The following is a 19838-nucleotide window of genomic DNA, read 5'->3' on the forward strand; positions in this document are numbered from 1 at the left end:
TTTTATACACAGGCTCACGTTAACGCATACGAAAATAATAAGATTTTGACAGGAACTACAAGAAAATGGAATTGCTTAAACACATCATTATACATTTGACGATGTGGTAAACCAACCCAAAAAGTCTGTCAAGTGCCGGCAAAAAACCTGTCAGTCTCCCGACTGACAGGTTAAAATCGTTTTTAGGAAAGTGCTATGCACTATTATTGCGGGTAGCAATAATCTATACCTGAAACCAGAAATACCAGTGGAGCATTCCAGTTTATCGCAGTTTCATTGGTGGAGTAGCTGCACTCCTTATCAACATACGAAGCTGCCGGATACGGACTTCTAACCACTTCTTTTGGATCGCAATCATTCATCACCGAAATATTGGGGCCACCGGCCAGGAAACCCGGAACCGGGTCTTCTACTCCATCCGAAGCCACGATCCGGTTGTGTGGATTTCGTGTAGATTTTGGCCCAGATCCTGTTACGAAACTGAATCCGGTAGCGTTTCGCCCCAGGATATAATCAAGGTCGTTGCTTGCTGAATCCAGGTACTTTTTATCGCCGGAAAGTTGATAAGCGATCAATTTTAACATTCCGACATTAGCCACATCGGAATTACTTCCCCAGGCAAATTTGTCTATGCTCGCATGATAAGGCGAAAGTTGTTCTTTCTTCAGGAGCAGATCGACATGAGCCATGAAATCTTTCTCCATTTCTGCAAAGTCGTCTCTTTTTTCTGAAGTGAGCAACGAAATTACGCCAAGTGTATGAACTGTATTCCATGTTGGCGTTACAGGCTTTTGGTAGTTCACGAGTATTTTATCCAGAAATTGACGTTTGCCTGTATTGATGTAAAATTCAGCCGCAGCCCAAAACCATTCGTCGCTTAAAGAATAATCGCCGTAAGCACCGGTAGAAATATCTTGAGGTTGCCGGTACAGCACATCAGGATTGAGAATGGCCCAGTTCCAGGCTTCTTGCGCCTGTTCCATCATTTTCTTCGAGAGTTCTTTTAAGCCTTTCTGTTCCATTACCCGGGAGGCAGCTGCCATGGTTGCTGCAAAATCAAGCGCTGCAGCAGTACTTTTTTGTACCACATAGCGTTGTTCGTTGGTTTCGGAAGGAGCAACAAATCCCACAAAATTTTTAGTTGTTAATTTGTGATAAACCCCGCCATCGTTGGGATCCTGCATGGTCATCATCCATTTGAGATTTACAAGAGCTTCATCCAAAATATCAGGCAATTCATTCTCCGATTCCGGTATATTCAAGTTTTGTACCTCATGAAATTCGGCATTTAAAGTACTGCTCAACAATAAAGTATATGTACTTATTCCGCTGTTTACAATGTACTTGCCATAATCTCCCGCGTCGTACCAACCTCCGGGCGATGAAATAACAGTACCTTCGGGGCGTGTTTTATCGGCCGCCGATGTGTGCACCATTACACTTGTATCGGGATGACCGGCTTGCCAATGCCATTTGCCACCATAAAACGAATCGATATCCACTCCACAACGTGCGTAGTAGTATGATTTTAATGCAGCATCCGCCAGTTCGCTATAAACACCGTTTTCAATTTTAAAGGGCCATGAACAAACTGAATCGTTCACCCAAATCGTGTATTCGCCGGGAACAGTTATTGCAGAAAAATCAGCCAGACGAACCGAATCTCCCGAAAGTTCCCAGAACTTCCAATCGTTACATTTTCCCGTAAACACGGTTTTATCATCGCTGTTTTTTAGCTGAAATTCGTCGGCATCGATGCGTAAGAGCGCAATTTTTGGAGCATTCAACGGATAACCAATCTGATTGATCAGTATATCATCGGAACCGTTCTGCTTTTTAATTTTCGTTGGAGTGGAACATCCGTACTGAGCGAGAAGCAGAATAAAAAATAATTTTGTTACAAGTTTTAGATTAGGCATATTCATTGGTTGTTACGTAAGTGCCAAGTTTCACCTTTACCTTATGTATTCCATCAGCCATCACCGGAATCCTGTTTCCTTCCACCAGTTCCCCATCGATCAGCATTTGCTGAACTCCCTTGCTGACTCCTTTTGGATTGACCACTTCAATTTCGTAAGTCGCTCCTCTGAATTTCCGGGTAACCTTAAATCCTTTCCACGATGCAGGGATACACGGGTCAATGATCAATCCATCGTAATCTGTGCGAATTCCAAGGATATGCTGCGTAATAGTGAGGTAGTTCCAGGCTGCTGTTCCAGTGAGCCATGAGTTTTTGGCTTCGCCGGGTTTTGCGGCATCTTTTCCCGCAATCATCTGTGCATAAACATAAGGTTCGGTTTTATGCAGTTCGCTGATATCTTCGAGGTAAGCAGGGCAAATCTTTTTGTAGTATTCCCAGGCCTGATCACCACGGCCAAGCACCGTTTCACCAATCATTATCCAGGGATTGTTGTGGCAGAAAATTCCTGCATTCTCCTTATAGCCTGCCGGATAGCTCGAAATTTCGCCGTATTCAATGTAGTATTTTGTAAATGCCGGATTGTTTAATACAATGCCGTATTCCGAATCCAGATGTTTATTTACCGAGTCAAGTGCTTTCTCTACCATTCCGTCTTCCAACCCAATGCCGGCCATGGTGCACCATCCGTTCGATTCGATAAATATTTTGCCTTCCTCGTTTTCGTTGCTTCCTATTTTATTGCCAAAATAATCGTAAGCCCGCAAGAACCAGTTACCGTCCCAACCGTGTTTTTTCACCGCTTCAACCATGTCATCAACTTGTTGTTGCGCACGTTTGGCTTCTTTGTATTTTTCAAGTTTTTGACACAACTCAACATATTCACGTCCGTAAACCACAAACAAACCGGCAATCATCAACGATTCAGCTTTCGAGCCTTCGGTTTTGTTTTCGGTGGTTTGAAACGATTCGTTCGGATCGTTGGAGAAACAATTAAGATTGAGACAATCGTTCCAGTCGGCCCTGCCAATAAGCGGCAAACCGTGTGGCCCCAGGTTATTTATGACGTGGTTAAACGATATGGTGAGGTGATCGAACATGGTTTTAGCCACGTTCATATCGTTATCGAATGGAACCATTTCGTTTAAAATGCTAAAATCGCCGGTTTCTTTTATGTAGCTTACCACACCAAGGATCAGCCACATGGGATCGTCGTTAAAACCACCGCCAATGTCATTATTCCCGCGCTTGGTCAAGGGCTGGTATTGATGGTAACATCCGCCATCGGGGAACTGTGTTGATGCAATATCAATGATTCGTTCGCGCGCGCGCTCCGGAATTTGATGAACAAAACCAATCAAATCCTGGTTTGAATCGCGGAATCCCATTCCACGTCCGATTCCACTTTCGAAGAACGAAGCTGAACGTGAAAAATTAAAGGTGATCATACACTGGTACTGGTTCCAGATATTTACCATCCGGTCGAGTTTTTCATCACTTGATTCCAGCGTATAAACGCTCAACAAATTATCCCAATAGTCTTTTAGTTCGTCTAAAGCTCCATCTACTTTTTTGGCCGAATCGAACCTGGCCATGGTTTCTTTTGCTTTCGCTTTATTGATCACTCCCTTCGATTCCCACTTTTCGTCTTCCTTATTTTCAACGTATCCGAGTAGAAAAACAAAATCTTTGTTTTCGCCGGGCTGAAGTTCTACCTCAATATAATGCGATGCTACAGGCGACCATCCGTGCGCTAAGCTTTGTTTCGATTCGCCATCAATTACAGCCTGTGGTTCATGAAAACCATTGTAAAGCCCCATAAACGTTTCGCGATCGGTGTCAAAACCATCAATTTCGGAATTTACGGAATAGTAGGCATAATGATTGCGGCGTTCCTTGTACTCCGTTTTGTGGTACAAAACCGATCCATCAATTTCAACTTCACCGGTAGAAAAGTTCCGTTGAAAATTCTCCATATCGGCAGCGGCATTCCAAAGTGCCCATTCGACAAACGAGAAGAGTTTAATCTTTTTTACCTGATCAGAATTATTGCTTAATGTGAGTTTCTGAACTTCGGCGTTCGTATTTAACGGAACAAAAAACAATACCTCGGCAACGAGCCCGTTTCTTTCACCCTTGATTTTAGTGTAGTTCATTCCGTGTCGGCACTCGTAGGAATCGAGTGGAGTTTTGCAGGGCTTCCACCCCGGCGACCACATGGTATCGCCCTCTTTAATGTAAAAATAACGCCCACCGGCATCCATCGGGACGTTATTGTACCGATAACGGGTAATGCGCCTGAATTTGGCATCTTTATAAAAAGAATAACCACCGGCAGTATTCGAAATCAATGAAAAGAAATCGGTATTCCCCAGGTAATTAATCCAGGGCCATGGCGTTGCCGGGTCGGTAATCACATATTCCCGGTTTACATCGTCAAAGAATCCAAACTTCATTTAATAGCTTGTCTTAATTAGTTGTATGGTTTAATCAGGTAACAGGTAATTATCCTGTTGTTCCAATTGTAAAAACGGTTAACTGTGTATCACTAATTTAAAAAGATTTGAATCAAAGTTTGTTCAATCAGCGAAATAGCAAACCGGATCAAAGATATTGTATTTATAACACTAAGCCTAATTTTATTGTAACTTTCTCTTTGTGCCAGTAAAACCGTCTCTTTCCTTATTGTAAAATTAACAAATTATCGATTTAATGCGCTCAGGGAATAAAAAAACTATTCGGGGTCCGATCAAATTATACTTAATCTGAATAAAAAAGGGCCGGACTTCTTTTTGAAATCCGGCCCCGAAATGATGCTCGTCGTTTCTTAGACCAATATCCTGGTTGTAAGATTGTCAATACTTGTTTTTATCCCTTCGAAAGGTTTACCACTTCCCTGGTTGTCGTCTTCCACAAAGAAATTTTTCATACCCGCTTTTTCTTTTGCGGCAAAAATTCTTTTAAAATCAATAACACCTGCACCTACCGAAGTGATATCAGCTTTTTCCACCTCGTAATATATTTCGCTTTTTTCAGCCATGTCCTTCACATGCCACAACTGAAATCTTCCCGGATATTTTTCGAACATTTCTACAGGATCCTGTCCGGCTTTTGTTGCCCAATACAGGTCAAGTTCCATAGTGATCAAATTCTTGTCCATTTCAGGAAGGAAAATATCGTAGTAAGGAATTATTCCATCGAGGTTGGCAAATTCGAAGTTGTGGTTATGGTAGCCAAACTGAATACCAACACCATTCATCACGTCAGCCACCTGGTTCCAGTCGGCAATCATCTTTTTATACGTTTCAATGTTCCGATCCTCGTCGTTCACCCAGGGCTGAACACAATATTTCACACCGAGTTCGGCATGATCGTCAGCCATCTTCTGAGCATTATCCATGGTTATTCCGGCTGCCTCAACCTGTGTATGGCTGCTTAATATTTCCATTCCCAGATCAGTCACCATTTTTTTAAACTCTTTTGGTGCTTTTCCGTAGAACTTGCCATCTTTATAATCCGCCAGTTCGACAAACTTGTAGCCCATATCGGAAACCTTTTGCAAAGAACCCAGCAGGTCATCAGCAATGGCATCGCGAATGGTGTATAATTGCAACCCAACGCCAAAACTCTTTTTATCGACAGCAGCAGTGGTGCAGGCCATCGGGCCAAGTGCCATGGCTCCCAATGCCCCGGCGGCTGAAACTTTTAAAAAATCTCTTCTTGTCTTCATCTTTTTTATTTAGTTGGTAAATATCACCGATTTAATTAAGTGCTTAAAAATAACAGAAATCTGATGAGAAATAAAACATTAAATGTATTTCGCGTCACTTTGGTTCCGACCAAAAGTCGGGATTCGATTAAAAAGGATAACCGATACTTATTTGAAAACGACTTTTTGAGTCCTGATTATTTCGGGCCATCATGAGTTGGATAGGGCCAATAAAAGAATCGTATTTTACTGCTGCGCAAAAGCCCCAAATGTACTCCGGAATCGGATTTTCAACGGTCACATCGTAAAGGTCTTCGATGGAATTGCCAACATTACCCACATTAACGGTACCGGTAAGATATACTCCGCTAAGCACCTCTGCAATCAGGCTTGATTTTACCAGAGCAAAATTAGGGGTGTATAATTCAGCCATATTAAACCCCGCAAAATTGCGGTAAGAATTCCGGTTTCTGAAATTTTCACCCCCCAATAAAAAGCTGCCGCTAATTGCCGGATCGTCGGTATTAAAACCACCACTAATTCCAAAATTATATGTAATCGGTCCAAAAGATTTGTACCAATTATGGTCGATCTGAAGGGTTGCAAAAGGATCGTTTCTTTCGCCTACAAAATACTCAAAGTCGTCACCATGCATTTTATCTTCCAAAACCGATTTTGACGAAAGCGCATGGGTAAAAAGAATTTTAAACTTAATCCCTCTTTTGGGAAAATACAGATCGTCGGTTGTGTTAACTTTGTACAAAAAGGAATAGCCCCAGTCTCGTGTACGGTGCTTTCCAAAACCGGCTTCCTCGTATATATTCTGAAGATCGGGTCGTGGTTTAAGCGAACTCCTGCGAAAAAACGCATCAAAACCAATTTCGTGATTTAATCCGGGTGTATAATGAATCCCGTATCCGGCTTCGGCATTGTTGAGTTGATAGTGCCCCAATTGATTACCGTTGTCGTACAGTGGCAATTTGTACCGGTATCCAGAGTAGTAAAAGCGATCAAAAAAGTGCTGCTTCGAGCCAATCAGCTTCATTAACTCGATTCTTACCTCAGGATTTTCGGAAATGTTCAGTGTAAACAAAAAACGCGAAGCCGGTACAATAATATTCCGAAGTGTAAGGTTGCTTATCAGGCCAACACCCAGGTCATCGTCGTAACGTGCGGCAAACTTTACCACTGCCCGAGGATTTTCGGTAACATGAAATACCAGGATGTATCCCTCATTTTCCAGATCCTTTTTCAGGGAATAGGTCAATTTGTGCAAATTGGGCGAACCATGCATGTATTCAATGGCATCTTTTATATCGGACTGCGATAAAGAATCTCCGGCTTCGATCCCCGACCTGGAAATGATGTATTCGGCATCGATATTTTTTAGATTTTCGACTTCAACACCTGTAATAAGGATCTTTTTCGGCTGATATATTTTCGCAGGTCTGTGCAATTTCAAATCCAGACTATCGACCAGTGTTTTTAAGTCGCGTAATTTTTCTCGAGCTGCTACTTCCCCCAGTTTCTCAATGGCCGGTCCGTTTGAAAAATCGCTCGAATTAAAACCTTCGAGTTTCGGAATGATCAGCACATCCACTTTATCAAATTGCTCCCTGGCATCTACAATCCCGGCCAGTGCAACGGTACGCGACAAAACAGCTGTCATCGACTCCAGATCCTTAATTTGCACATCTTCCTGAAAGCCAACATAAACTCCAATGATGATGTCGGCACCCATATCGATGGCTTCCTGAACCGGGAAGTTCCGCGCCACGCCACCGTCTACAAATAACATCGAATCCATGATAACCGGGGCAAATACCGTTGGAATGGCCATACTCGAACGAATGGCTCTTACCAGATCGCCAGAACGATGTTCAATGACCTTCCCCGAAACCACATCAACAGCCATGCAATGAAAAGGGATGGGCAAACTATCGAAATTTTCCTCGGATGTTAAAGGCCAAAACAATTCCGAAAAACGACCTTCAAGGTTATGCCCTTCGATCAATCCGATGGGCAGGTCTATCTTTTTTTCTTTAATGGGTGTGATTACAATGTATTTCCGGCTCTCCGATTTTTCCTCCATGGCCACATTCTGCAACTTCACCTTATCATTCAACAGATGATTCCAGTCGGCTGTAGCATTAATTTCGGTGAGTTCGTCGGCTGTGTATCCGGTAGCGTACAAACCACCCATTATGCTCCCCATGCTTGTTCCGGTTATAATATCCGGAGTGATTCCAATTTCTTCGAGAACCTTAATCACACCGATATGGGCAAAACCTTTGGCCCCTCCTCCACTTAGTACCAGTCCTATTTTCGGTCGTGTTTGTAAAGAATCGGGTTCCTGAGCCCAGGTATTTTGTGCACAAAGTAAAAGGCTAACTAAAGCCACACTCAGTAAATATTGTTGTTGAATCAGAGTTTTAATTGCCTTACGATTTTCGGTTAACAGATTCACTTGTTTCCTACTAATTTAAGCAATTCCCGCCACTGAAAAAGCACAATTAAACTAAAACAAAAAAGAAAATCCTGAATTTAACATTAAGGGGTGATAAATCAGGGCTTCCACGGCCACTTCACGCAGTCTTTTATTTCGGGAAAGAGAACAAAATCAGCCTTCCCTTTCATGGCACAGGTTTTTACATCATAGCCTTTTAGTAATTCAAGGGCAGCATTCATCGTTTTTCCACTCACCGAAACATCATCAACCAGTAGTATCTTTTTGCCTTCGAGATGTAACACCGGTTCATCCAACAATTGTGGCTTCTCGTATCGCGGATTATTCTGTTCATCGCGGTAATTCATTCTTATCACCTGAAGTTCAGCATTTAAATGATAAGCTACCATTGTTGCAGCGGGAACACCTCCCGAACCGATTCCAATTACCAGGTCGACTGGCGGGAAATCGATGCTTAGTAATCGTTCTGATATTTCTTTAAAGGAAAGTGGAACCATGGTATTTATTTTCTACGAATCAATTCTTACATTTTTTTCTGTTCTCTGACCCTGATCGGAACGATATTCGGGCATTTCAATATAAAACGTGGTGCCTTTTTCAATCTCGGTCTCAAACCATACCTTGCCCGAAAAATTCTCCACTATATTCTTCACAATGGCAAGCCCCAAACCCATTCCACTGGTCTTGGTAGTAAAACTGGGTGTAAACAGCTTGTGCCTTAATTCAACGGGAATTCCCATACCGTTATCTGAAACCGAAATAATAACCCTATCATTTTTCTGGCTGAGTTCCAGCTTAATCCGGGCATTTCGTTCTTCAGGAACCGACTGAATAGCATTTTTAACGAGGTTAATAATTGCCCGCGACAGTTGTTCCTTGTCGGCATTAACCTCTACATTTTCGCAGCCATTGGGTTCAAATACAATCGCCGCTTGTTTGTAGGGTTCGTAAAGGTTAATTGTTTTCTTCAACTGATCGGCAAGTCGGAAAATCTGGTTGGTTGCCCGCGGTATTTTCGCAAAGTTTGAAAACTCGGTGGCAATGTTCGACAGGTTATCAATCTGTTCGATCAGTGTATTAGTAACGCGTTCAAGGTATTTGTTGTAATCCTCATCTTTCCCTTTTGCACGCTGCAAATACTGAATGTTTAGCTTCATCGGGGTGAGCGGATTTTTGATTTCGTGAGCAATCTGCTTGGCCATTTCGCGCCATGCCGATTCCCGCTCCGACCGGGCAAGCAATTCGGCACTAACCGACAGTTCCTCTACTTTTTTATTGTACTCTTTAACCAGGCTTCCAATTTCGTCCTTACGGGTGTAATGAATCGGCTCGTTACGTTTCCCCAGCTGCATTTTCTGCAGGTTTTGCTGAATGAGTACCAAAGGCCGCGTGATTTGATTGGCAATAAAAACTGCTGCTATAATACTTGCCAAAAACAGCAGTACATATAAATTGATGAACGCAACGATGTAAGTGGAAATTTCCTGGCTGTAGGTATCCTGTTTTATAAAATACGGTAGATTTATAAAGCCAAGATAATCGCCCCAGTTGTTAATGATGGGCCGGTATGCCGACAAATACGACATTTGCCCGATGTTTTCGGGCTGGAAATAACTGATGCGGAAATTCCTGTACATCTCGTAATAAGCCCTTGAATTGATTCGAGTGGAAACTAGGCCGCGTTCAAAGATCTCGCCGCGCGACGAGGCAATCAGCATTCCATCGGTATTGTAAATGTTAATATCGGTGCGGAAAATATTCGACAATTTTGAAAGTTCGCTTTGTAACCACAGCTCAAGCTCGGTGTTTATTTCACGTCGGTTTGTCATGCGCATGTCGATCTCCTCGGAAATCGATTTCATTTTTTCATTCAGATCGTCCTCGTGCTTTGAACGGTATTCGCGCACGTTGTAAAAAATGGTCACCAGAGCTACTACCAACAACGAAACAAAAACAATGGAGATGATGGCTGCCTGTATCCTGAACTTCAGATCAAGATGAAAACTTTTTTCGCGCACCGTACTGTTACCAACCACTAATATCACCATCAACATTACCAGGTAAAACACAAATAAATACGGGAAAGCAATCAAGTAATCGCCAAACGACAGCAATTTGCGGGTCACCACCACAAAATTATAATCCTGAATATGGTAAACCAGGTGCTCGTATTTATCCTGTTTTATAAACGAAAATTCTTCATCTGAAGTCAGGTACGGATGCCCGTTAAAATTGTAATTGTACTCGCCAAATTTATCGGTGAGTTCGCCTCCATAATATTTTGCGTAACTGAATTTGCGGTAGATCTCAGAGCGGGTCATCGATTTATCGATCAGCAACTCAGGGAAACCGATCCCTTCAAATAAGAGGTCCGAATCGAGATCGATAAAGAGATACACACCCTTTCCATCCTGGGTGAGTTGAATAAACAAACGGCCGGTGTAGGAAATCCTGCCGTTCATATTATCCATAAAATAAAAATTGGTACCCGAAATCGGAACTCCCTGGTTCTCGATCATTTCATTCATAAACGGAATACAGGGAACCTTCACTTCATCCGGTTCCATTATAAGGCTATCAATTCCGGAACACACATAAATATTCAGTAAATACTTTCTGAAATAGGTATTAAAGTACGACTGGGCAATGTATTCCTCCACATCTTCGCCCTGTAATAACAAACTTTGGATGGCCGGGTCGTTGAGGATTCGGTATTGTGTTTCAGCCAAAAAAACTTCGGCTGCCGGATCGCGCTCGGTAACCAGCGTAACCGCAAACAATTTTTGTTGCGCTTTCTCCTTCTGTTTAATGGTGCCGTTAATTACAATGAGCGAATACACCGAAACCAACGAAACAAAAACAATGAGATAACTCAAAGTGAATGTGCGGATATATTTTCGGCTAAACAGCGATGCCATAAAAGTGGTCAGAATAAACAGGATGATTACCGTGTAATAAAAATCTTTGATAACAATCCACTGAACGAAGCCAAGAAATACGCCGACTGAAAGTGCGATCAGAAGAAGCTCTTTCAATTTTAAAAACTGGCGCGATTCGTGGTTAATTCGGATGGTGAAATATATATTCCCCAACAACAGCACTCCCACCGAAATAATACCTATAACACTCTGGTAGGATATTTCGGTTATTTTGTTGAGAGCAAACGATATGGTTGAATTATAAATGAGCTCTTTAATGAGAAAATGAGTAAGCAAAAAGAGCGATGCTGCCATCAACATTAATATCCAGACCAGCACACGAACCGGAAGGTTTGAATTCTGCTTTAATTCCTTGATGCGCAGATCGAGCGAAAAATTATAGATCCAGAACAGGAAAAACAATGCCAGAAGGAAATAATCGCCGAGTGAAGGCAACCAGTAGTTTATGGCAAAAAAATCGGGGCCAAAAAACTTAAGGTGAAAAAAGACCTTGGGAACAAGAAAAAGCAGGTGAAACCAATACACAATAAAAAGAGCTCCTGCCAGTCCAACCAACTTCAGTGCAAAAGGTGCTACACGATCGACAAATTCGCGCCGGAAATACATAAGAAGAAACACCAATCCCAGCAAATACAACAGTCCGGGGAAATAAAGCTGCTTGGTGGTACACAAGTACTTCCCGTAAGGCCAAAGCGAGAACAAAAAATCGCCTTCTGCATTGTTCAGAATGTAAGCATCTTCATCTCTTTTGGTTTCGATGATGTATTCGTCGGGTATTTTATAGCTGCTAAAAAAAGTGTTTTGCAGGTATTTATTCTCGAACGTATAGTTGTTTTTTATGAGGTGCAGTCCAAAGACTGAAAAATCGCCAACTTTTAGTGAATCGATCAGATAGTAACCATTGGGGAGTTGTGTAAAACCATCGGTTGTCTTGAACTCTCCGGGAGTATTGTAAAACGCTACCGAGCGATCGCTCCAAAAACGCAGGCTGTCGTTTTCATAAATTAAGAAGCCAAAACCACTCTCGCTAACCAGCGTATATTTTTGCTGGTAAAAATCCTCGATCAGAACATCAACATCGCTCGTCGAGAGTTCATGTTTCAGTTTATTGAGTCGCAGGTGCAACTCCTTCTCATTCTGAATGATTTGCGTCTGAAATTCCTGAATGAGGCTTGTCTCGGGATGCTTCTTCAACAGTCCGTTCTCGATAATTGCGGCAGCAATTATTATTCCGAGAGCCAAAAACAGGTAGGTGTATTTATTTATTTTCGCCATGCCTACTCGTGATGATAGGGTTCACCTCTTAAGATGGTAAATGCCCGGTATATTTGCTCCACGCACAACAATCGCACCATTTGATGCGAAAAAGTCAATTTCGATAAGGATATTTTTGAATTTGCTTTTTGCTGAACTTCATCGGAAAAACCATAGGGCCCTCCAATTACAAAAACCAGTTCCTTTACACTACTCAACATTTTTTGATTGAGAAACTGGGCAAATCCTTTTGATGAATAGGTTTTTCCGCGTTCGTCGAACAAATGAAGTTCTTTGCCAGGTGTCAGTTTTGAAAGGATCAGTTCCCCTTCTTTTGTTTTTTGAAGTAACTCTCCGGTATTCTTACCCTTTTTTATATCCGCAATAACCTCAACACTAAAATTTACATAGTGCTTCAGGCGTTTAATGTAAATATTCATTCCTTCCTGAATGTAAGAAGCATCGGTTTTACCAATAACCAACAGGGTAATGTTCATTCGTTTACGATATTATATTTTATTGGGAACTCATGGAACTCGCAGAACAATGCCCCAGTAAATCAAAAGGCCTTCCGTTATGCTCGTTTCAAGAGATCTAAAAAAATGCTTTTCAAAATTCGCTTCAAAACTCCAGTGCCTTATCGTGCGGTTATCTTCTGATTATCAATATACTTAATAATGACAGAAGCAAACTTAGCAAAACCTTATTGCTGAGTTCGGTCTAATGACACATAATTTTATAAATTTACAGTAAAAATAAGGCTATAATCGTGTTTTTTGCATAGTTTTTGATAATATGCAGCATGGATAGCAAAAAAATACAGCAATGTCAATATTAAAAAAGATAGCGACACTTTTTATTTTATTCGTAACTGTTTTGGCGAACACGGCGATTGCACAAATTCCCGACGATATAACCAAAAGCTTTAACACCGGGGATTCCAAGTTATTGTCGGATTATTTTAACCAGAATGTAGAATTGGTTGTGATGGATAAAGATAATGTTTACAGCAAGGCACAGGCCGAACAAATTGTGGCCAGTTTCTTTAACAGTTTTACCCCTGCCGAAGAGAACGCCTTTAGCATTATTCACGACAGCGGAAAGCAGGGAGCCAAATCGGTTATCGGAAAACTAAAAACTACCAAAGGGAATTTCAGGGTTTATTTTCTGTTGAAAACAGACGGCTCTAAAGAATACATCCATCAACTCAGGATAGAAAAACAGTAATTCGGGTTTTATGGGGAAAAACCAAACTTTGCAGCGGTTAAAACAGCTGGGGGAAAATGGTGTTGAACGCGCGAAGAAAATATCGCTCCCTTTCTTCGATGATGTTCCACTTTACGATGTCGCCCTGTTTTTTTGGCGCAGCATTGTTGACGGTTCAATAACCACACGGGCATCAGCCATCGCATTTTCATTCTTTATGGCTTTTTTCCCCTTTGTTATTTTCCTGTTTACACTTATTCCTTTTATCCCGCACATTATCCCATTCGTTCCCCCGGAAGATTTTCAGAACGAACTTTTTCAGCTTATTCAACAAGTTGTCCCTGATGAAGACACATTTAGGATCATAGAAAATACAGTTGACGATATACTGAATGTCCCTCACGGCGGTTTGTTGTCGTTTGGTTTTTTAATGGCACTGATATTTTCAACCAACGGTCTGGCTTCGATGATGAGTGCTTTCGATGCCACCATTCACAGTATTCACCGGCGCACCTGGCTCAGCCAAAGAATTACTGCCATTTACCTGCTTATCATTTTATTTGTCCTACTCACTGTAGCTATTGTGCTGCTTACCGGAGGACAGATCTTTATCAACTATCTCGAAAAAAACGATATTCTGCGCGACAGTTTTGTCCTTGGTTTGCTGACCGTTGGAAAATGGATCACAACAATCGCACTTTTCTTTTTTGCCTATGCCTTTTTATATTACATGGCGCCGGCCAAGAAAACAAAGTGGCGCTTTATTTCAGCCGGAGGAACACTTGCTACTTTGCTAAGCATTGTTACCATTGCAGGATTTACATATTACATCAAAAACTTCAGCCAGTACAATGAAATATACGGCTCGCTGGGAACCCTGCTGATCGTCTTATTTCTAATGTACATCATGTCGCTTATCCTGTTGATTGGATTTGAACTCAATGCCAGTATTTACCAGGCTCGTTCTTCGTTGGAAGAGTAGTGAGGGACTGATAAATTGAAGGATTGATGAAATTGATAAAGAAAATGCGTTAATACAGGAATACTATAATATTTTGCCAACTTCGGCCAAATAAATAAGTTGAACTCTGAACTACTTCTTCCCCTGTTTAAACAGTAATTCTTTTTCGGCTTTGGTGAGGCTGTCGTAACCCGATTTGGCAATTTTGTCCAAAATGCGATTGATTTCTTCCTGCTTGTGGTGTTGCTGCTTTGCGTAATCATGATCGTCGCGTGGCGGCTTCTTATAAGTTACTTTCATTTTGCTTTTCGGTTTAAAAGCGTCGGCAAAAAAAGCAGCTATTTTATTGATAAAATCTGCAAATCCCGATCCCATATCTTTTCCCCTTCTTAACTGATAAATGTAAAACCATCCCCAAACAGCACCACCAACATGAGCAATGTTTCCTCCCGGATTGGAGCTTGTAATACTGATAATGGATAACAAAACATAAAAGCCAGCAACATATTTCAACGGAAACCGACCGATAAAAAACAAGTGTATCTCGCGATTCGGATCGTAAACTGCGACGGCCACAAGCACAGCAAATATTGATGCTGAAGCCCCGAGCAGCAAACCATAAATCGAATCAAATGCCGGAAACAAGTTGTAGGCCAGCACATAAAGTGCCGCGCCTGCCAGTCCACCAAGCAGGTAGACACTTAGCAATTTTCTTCCTTCGAAATGATACAAAAACAACTGCCCAAACCAGTAAAGCCCCAAAACATTAAATAGCAGATGCAGAAAACCAACATGCAAAAACATATAGGTGATGGGTGTCCACGGTCTGCTCATCAGCTCACTGGTTACCGATGGCACGGCCAGCCAGTTGGCCAGCGAAAACGATTGACCTGTTAAATAAAAAAATACGGCAATTATCTTTAGCAGTAAAAAAACACCGATATTAATGTAGATAAGGCGTGTAAGTATTGAGCCTTCTTTAAATGTACGTTTTATGTCGCCTAAAATATCCACTGCTCAAATTTCAATGTATTAAATCAAATTTTAATAAAACGAATTGGAATTTTTGTTCCAGTAACGGATCATAAAATACCCGAACAGCATACCTCCCAGGTGCGCAAAGTGGGCCACATTACTTCCCGGCTGTGAAAGACCGAGCACCAATTCAAGTACACCATAACCAATTACAAAATATTTGGCTTTAATCGGAATTGGCGGAAAAAGCAACATCAATTCGGTATTCGGGAACAGCATTCCAAATCCCAACAGAATACCGAATACTGCGCCTGAAGCACCTACTGTTGGCGTACTTAATAAGCTGGTAATTTTCTCGGAAGCCGTGTTTGGAATGTATTTACCCTGGGCTGCCAACTCTTTAAAATAGGCCAGTTGATCGGGTGAGATTTGTGAAATGGCCGACTTGTATTCGATAAACATTACAAAAATGTGCAAGGCCGCTGCTCCTAAACCCGTGACAAGGAAAAAAGTAAGAAACCGTTTTGGTCCCCAAACACTCTCCAGAACACGCCCGAACATGTACAAGGCAAACATATTAAAGAAAATATGGCCAATGCTGCCATGCATAAACATGTGGGTAAAAAGCTGATGCATCCTGAAATTATCGGAAGCCGGGAAATACAAACCCAAAACCTTGTACAGGTCAGTACCGGTTTGCCCGACAATTTTTGTTACCAGAAAAAACAATACGTTGACAAGAATCAGATTCTTGACCACAGGAGGCATATTCAGTGAAGGTCTGTAATTCATGTAATTAAAATTTGAATTAGGAAGATGGTAGCTGGAAGTTTATCCCACACTGCTCTCTTTCCAATCAATAATTATTTAAAACTAAACATTCAAATCAGGCCTGAAGTTTACAAGAGCCGTTCCATTTTCAAATGGCTTAAAAATACCGACAATCTGTCACCTGAGAAAACTTTTTTCGATATCATCAGTAGAAATGATGGTCAACACCTTTTTCCCGTCGGGTGTAAAGTTGGGTGTACCACATGCAAATAGATTATCGATCAAATGATCCACCTCTTCCTGTTTTAATTCAACACCGTATTCGAGTGCCGATGCTTTAGCCAGTGAAATGGCGATCTGCACTTTTACTTTCGAGCGTGCATCCACCGGCGAATTTTTATACTCCTCGAGCAACTTCTCAACAATCATTTCGGGCGAAGATACATCCAAAACTCCCGGGGTTCCGTTCATAACAAAAGTATTCTTTCCAAATTCGCGAATATCGAATCCCAGCGACAGTAGATCTTCCAAAATCGATTTCAGCAACTCGGCATCCGCTGGATTCAATTCGATGGTTTGTGGAAAAAGTTGTTGTTGGCTGGCCACCGAATCGCTTTTCATCACTTCGATAAATTGCTCAAAAAGAATACGTTCGTGTGCTCTTTTCTGATCGATGACCATCAATCCCGATTTTACCGGGGTAAGGATGTAACGCTGTTTTAGCTGCATTACTTTTTTCCCGCTGTATTGCTCGCGGGTTTGCGCGTAAAGATCTTTTGTGCCGGAAAACTCCTCCCGTGGTTCCTGATCTTCAGGTTTTAGTTTCAGTTGCGATCCCCGGTAAAGATCTTCCCAGTTTTCCAGGTTTTTCTTTTCACGATAAGTTGTCGCCGATGGGTTAAAACTACCCGCATTCCCACTCTTTTCGGTATCAAAGGGATTGTATCCCGGATTGATCTCAATATCCGGAAAACGAACACCTTCGCCGCTTTTTTTGGGAACAGGAATATCAATACTGCCCCTTTGGTCGAAATCAATCGAAGGCACAACGTTGTGTTTTCCCAGTGATTCGCGCACCGCCGCATGAACGATCGGCCAGATATCGCGTTCATTTTCAAATTTGATCTCGGTTTTGGTAGGATGAACATTGATGTCAATTTCACCCGGGTCGAGTTCAAGAAACAGGAAATACGAAGGAAAAGTATCGGGTGGCAACAACTGTTCGTAGGCCTGTGTAATTGCTTTGTGAAAATACGGATGCCGCATATACCTTCCGTTTACAAAAAAGAACTGCTCTCCCATAGTTTTACGGGCATATTTAGGCTGTCCGACAAAACCATGAATTTTTACGATACTGGTTTCTTCTTTCACACTTACAAGACTCTGGTTCAACGTCTTTCCAAACACATCAACAATGCGTTTCCGGTAGCTGGTCACCGGCAGTTCGTACAGCGAAGTCCCGTTATGAACAAATGAAAATTTAATATTGGGATTGGGAAGAGCAATGCGCTGAATTTCCCAAATGATATGTTTTAATTCTGTGGAATTCGATTTCAGGAATTTACGGCGGGCAGGAACATTAAAAAACAAGTTTTTGATCTTAAAATCGGTGCCGTTGCTTATTCCGGCAGGTTCCTGGGTTTTCACCTCCGAACCTATAATGTGAATAAACGTTCCCACTTCGTCCTCCATGCGTTTGGTGCGAAGTTCAACATCGGCAATAGCAGCTACTGAGGCCAGTGCCTCGCCCCGAAATCCCATGGTGCGGATACAAAACAAATCGTTGGCGTTTCTGATCTTTGAAGTAGCATGTCGTTCGAAAGCCATACGTGCATCGATAGGCGACATTCCACAACCATTATCGCTGATCTGAATCAGCGTCTTTCCGGCATCCTTTATATTTATGGTAACTTCAGTAGCTCCTGCGTCGAGAGCATTTTCCACCAATTCTTTTACCACCGAAGCGGGCCGTTGTATAACCTCTCCGGCAGCTATCTGGTTGGCAACTGCATCGGGTAATAACTGGATTATATCGCTCAAATTAAAAACTTTTGATGTTTAAAAATGGATCACGGAGATGATCAGGCAAAAAAGTCGGAATAGAAAAACAGGTAAAGCACCAATGCCAGGATAAGAACAATCCAAATCAGGCGCCGGTTTTGCGACCTGCGTGCATCTTCCGAAGTCCGTGAAAAACCTCCCTTGGCTCTGAACTGCCCTCTGATGTTGGGTCGGTATGGTTTTCCATCGTCCTTTTTTTCATCGACAATCCCCAGTTCCTCTTTTATACGTCTTTCGCGTTCGTCCCTTTCTTCCTGATCCGGATCGTGAAACCGTGGTGTAATTTTGAATTTCTTGGTTCCCGGTGTATGAAAAAAATTGCCAATCATGGTATTCGAATTTAATGCAAAGATAGCCTTTATTCTGCAAAAAGTATTCCACCATTTAACTTAGCTTTTCTGCTGATGCTATCTGTTACTTTTTACTACTATAACGATTTTTCAAGGATTTGGTTAAGCTGTTCTTCTTCGAGCACAACCGGATTACCTTTCATACTGCTGGCTACTTTGGCTTTTTGCACCAGAATGGGAAAATCCTTTCTGCCGAGGCCAAAACTTGCCAATGACGGGATTTTTAGGTAGGTCACCACTTCTTCTACCCAGCGAATCGATTCTTTCGCTTCAGCCCTTTCATTTTGAGTAAGAATTTTTGCCAGCTCGCTGTATTTCGAAAGATCACCGTTTTGAGCTGTCAGTGCTTCAATATTGGTTTCAATAACTGCTGAAACCAAACTGGCACAAACCGTTCCGTGAGGGATGGGAAACATCCCTCCCATTGGCCCAGCAAAACCGTGAACAGCTCCCAGTTTTACATTTGCCAGTGCCATTCCGCCCAACATGCTGGCCATGGCCATATCTTCGCGGGCTTCAATGTCGTCGCCATCACTAAAAGCTTTTAGCAACGAACGAGAAATTCGTTTTAGTCCTTCTCTGCAGATCATATCGATAAAGGGATTCGACTTGTTCGACACAAAAGTTTCTTGCAAATGAGTAAACGCATCCACCCCCGTACTTGCGGTAAGTTCGGGTGGCATAGAAAGCGTTAGTAAGGGATCGACCACCGCAACATCGGGGTACATATAATCGCTACGCAAACTCACTTTTACATTGTTCTCCGGCGATTTAATGACCGAATTTTTTGTGACCTCGGCACCTGTTCCAGCAGTAGTTGGAACCGCAATACATGGGAGTGGTTTTGCAAGTAAAGGTTTTCCACGCCCAATTACCTCAAGGTAATCCATTAATTCGCCCCGGTTGGTTGCCATTGCAGCAATGGCTTTTGCAGCATCGATCACACTTCCTCCGCCAAGTGCCAGCACAACCTCGCATTTTTTTTCGTGGGCAAGTTGCATACCCTGAGTGATCATGTGTGTAGAAGGTTCACTTTCAACCTTAAAAAAGGTGACTTCCGTTCCCGGCTTCAGTTTTTTGGCCAATTCTGAATCCCGTCTTCCGGAGCTGCCGGTAACCAGCAAAACTTTCTTACTAAAGCTACCAACAAGTGTCGGCATCTTTTCGAGCGCATGACTACCAAATATTATTTTTGTTGCTGTCGCAAAAGAGAAATTCATCATTATC

General features: G+C 42.1%; 14 protein-coding genes. 2 read left to right on the forward strand and 12 right to left on the reverse strand.

The features are described 5' to 3' along the window. Positions 1-203 precede the first annotated feature (203 nt). The 7 genes from WFY05_RS03720 to rlmH all read right to left on the reverse strand — a co-directional run bounded on the left by WFY05_RS03720 (position 204) and on the right by rlmH (position 12784). The gene (locus WFY05_RS03720; protein ID WP_340111379.1) at positions 204-1919 is read right to left on the reverse strand and encodes a glycoside hydrolase family 9 protein; all 1716 of its coding nucleotides are present in this window, start codon (positions 1917-1919) and stop codon (positions 204-206) included. After that, positions 1912-4374, reverse strand: a complete 2463-nt coding sequence (locus tag WFY05_RS03725) for a glycoside hydrolase family 94 protein (RefSeq protein ID WP_340111380.1) — start codon at positions 4372-4374, stop codon at positions 1912-1914. Before WFY05_RS03725 ends, WFY05_RS03720 begins: the two co-directional genes overlap by 8 nt. Before the next feature lie 371 nt (positions 4375-4745). After that, positions 4746-5648 carry a sugar phosphate isomerase/epimerase family protein gene (locus tag WFY05_RS03730; RefSeq protein ID WP_340111381.1) on the reverse strand — a complete coding sequence of 301 codons (903 nt, stop codon included), beginning with the start codon at positions 5646-5648 and terminating at the stop codon, positions 4746-4748. 127 nt (positions 5649-5775) lie between these two features. Next, positions 5776-8028 carry a patatin-like phospholipase family protein gene (locus WFY05_RS03735; RefSeq protein WP_340111382.1) on the reverse strand — a complete coding sequence of 751 codons (2253 nt, stop codon included), beginning with the start codon at positions 8026-8028 and terminating at the stop codon, positions 5776-5778. A gap of 164 nt (positions 8029-8192) precedes the next feature. Beyond that, the gene (locus WFY05_RS03740; protein ID WP_340111383.1) at positions 8193-8591 is read right to left on the reverse strand and encodes a phosphoribosyltransferase; all 399 of its coding nucleotides are present in this window, start codon (positions 8589-8591) and stop codon (positions 8193-8195) included. Between the two features lie 12 nt (positions 8592-8603). After that, positions 8604-12308 (reverse strand): ATP-binding protein, encoded by a 3705-nt coding sequence (locus WFY05_RS03745; RefSeq protein ID WP_340111384.1) that lies wholly within the window; start codon positions 12306-12308, stop codon positions 8604-8606. Between the two features lie 2 nt (positions 12309-12310). Further along, complete coding sequence (rlmH, locus tag WFY05_RS03750; protein WP_340111385.1) at positions 12311-12784, reverse strand: 23S rRNA (pseudouridine(1915)-N(3))-methyltransferase RlmH; 474 nt, start codon at positions 12782-12784, stop codon at positions 12311-12313. A gap of 328 nt (positions 12785-13112) precedes the next feature. On the opposite strand from rlmH, the gene WFY05_RS03755 reads away from it, so the two are divergent. Together WFY05_RS03755 and WFY05_RS03760 are read left to right on the forward strand one after the other, a co-directional pair. Then, a complete protein-coding gene (locus WFY05_RS03755; protein WP_340111386.1) occupies positions 13113-13514 on the forward strand; it encodes a DUF4783 domain-containing protein in 402 nt (133 codons plus the stop codon). A gap of 10 nt (positions 13515-13524) precedes the next feature. After that, positions 13525-14475, forward strand: a complete 951-nt coding sequence (locus WFY05_RS03760) for a YihY/virulence factor BrkB family protein (RefSeq protein ID WP_340111387.1) — start codon at positions 13525-13527, stop codon at positions 14473-14475. 111 nt (positions 14476-14586) lie between these two features. Here the strand turns inward: WFY05_RS03760 and WFY05_RS03765 are convergent, their stop codons facing one another. From WFY05_RS03765 to WFY05_RS03785, 5 genes are all read right to left on the reverse strand, one after another. Next, complete coding sequence (locus WFY05_RS03765; RefSeq protein WP_340111388.1) at positions 14587-15468, reverse strand: rhomboid family intramembrane serine protease; 882 nt, start codon at positions 15466-15468, stop codon at positions 14587-14589. Between the two features lie 30 nt (positions 15469-15498). After that, complete coding sequence (locus WFY05_RS03770; RefSeq protein WP_340111389.1) at positions 15499-16221, reverse strand: rhomboid family intramembrane serine protease; 723 nt, start codon at positions 16219-16221, stop codon at positions 15499-15501. A 156-nt stretch (positions 16222-16377) separates the two neighbouring features. Next, the gene (gene mutL, locus WFY05_RS03775; RefSeq protein ID WP_340111390.1) at positions 16378-18240 is read right to left on the reverse strand and encodes a DNA mismatch repair endonuclease MutL; all 1863 of its coding nucleotides are present in this window, start codon (positions 18238-18240) and stop codon (positions 16378-16380) included. Positions 18241-18281: 41 nt separating this feature from the next. Then, positions 18282-18590 (reverse strand): hypothetical protein, encoded by a 309-nt coding sequence (locus WFY05_RS03780; RefSeq protein WP_340111391.1) that lies wholly within the window; start codon positions 18588-18590, stop codon positions 18282-18284. 98 nt (positions 18591-18688) lie between these two features. After that, a complete protein-coding gene (locus WFY05_RS03785; RefSeq protein WP_340111392.1) occupies positions 18689-19834 on the reverse strand; it encodes an iron-containing alcohol dehydrogenase in 1146 nt (381 codons plus the stop codon). Between the last annotated feature and the right edge of the window lie 4 nt (positions 19835-19838).

The organism is Maribellus mangrovi (assembly GCF_037646455.1).
Taxonomy (GTDB): Bacteria; Bacteroidota; Bacteroidia; order Bacteroidales; family Prolixibacteraceae; genus Draconibacterium; species Draconibacterium mangrovi_A.

Excerpts from the sequence above, each read along its gene's own strand:
- WFY05_RS03770 (WP_340111389.1), bottom strand. The coding sequence starts at position 16,221 with ATGAATTACAGACCTTCACTGAATATGCCTCCTGTGGTCAAGAATCTG.
- WFY05_RS03785 (WP_340111392.1), bottom strand. The coding sequence starts at position 19,834 with ATGATGAATTTCTCTTTTGCGACAGCAACAAAAATAATATTTGGTAGT.
- WFY05_RS03720 (WP_340111379.1), bottom strand. The coding sequence starts at position 1,919 with ATGCCTAATCTAAAACTTGTAACAAAATTATTTTTTATTCTGCTTCTC.
- WFY05_RS03725 (WP_340111380.1), bottom strand. The coding sequence starts at position 4,374 with ATGAAGTTTGGATTCTTTGACGATGTAAACCGGGAATATGTGATTACC.
- WFY05_RS03740 (WP_340111383.1), bottom strand. The coding sequence starts at position 8,591 with ATGGTTCCACTTTCCTTTAAAGAAATATCAGAACGATTACTAAGCATC.
- WFY05_RS03745 (WP_340111384.1), bottom strand. The coding sequence starts at position 12,308 with ATGGCGAAAATAAATAAATACACCTACCTGTTTTTGGCTCTCGGAATA.
- rlmH (WP_340111385.1), bottom strand. The coding sequence starts at position 12,784 with ATGAACATTACCCTGTTGGTTATTGGTAAAACCGATGCTTCTTACATT.
- WFY05_RS03760 (WP_340111387.1), top strand. The coding sequence starts at position 13,525 with ATGGGGAAAAACCAAACTTTGCAGCGGTTAAAACAGCTGGGGGAAAAT.
- WFY05_RS03730 (WP_340111381.1), bottom strand. The coding sequence starts at position 5,648 with ATGAAGACAAGAAGAGATTTTTTAAAAGTTTCAGCCGCCGGGGCATTG.
- WFY05_RS03755 (WP_340111386.1), top strand. The coding sequence starts at position 13,113 with ATGTCAATATTAAAAAAGATAGCGACACTTTTTATTTTATTCGTAACT.
- WFY05_RS03780 (WP_340111391.1), bottom strand. The coding sequence starts at position 18,590 with ATGATTGGCAATTTTTTTCATACACCGGGAACCAAGAAATTCAAAATT.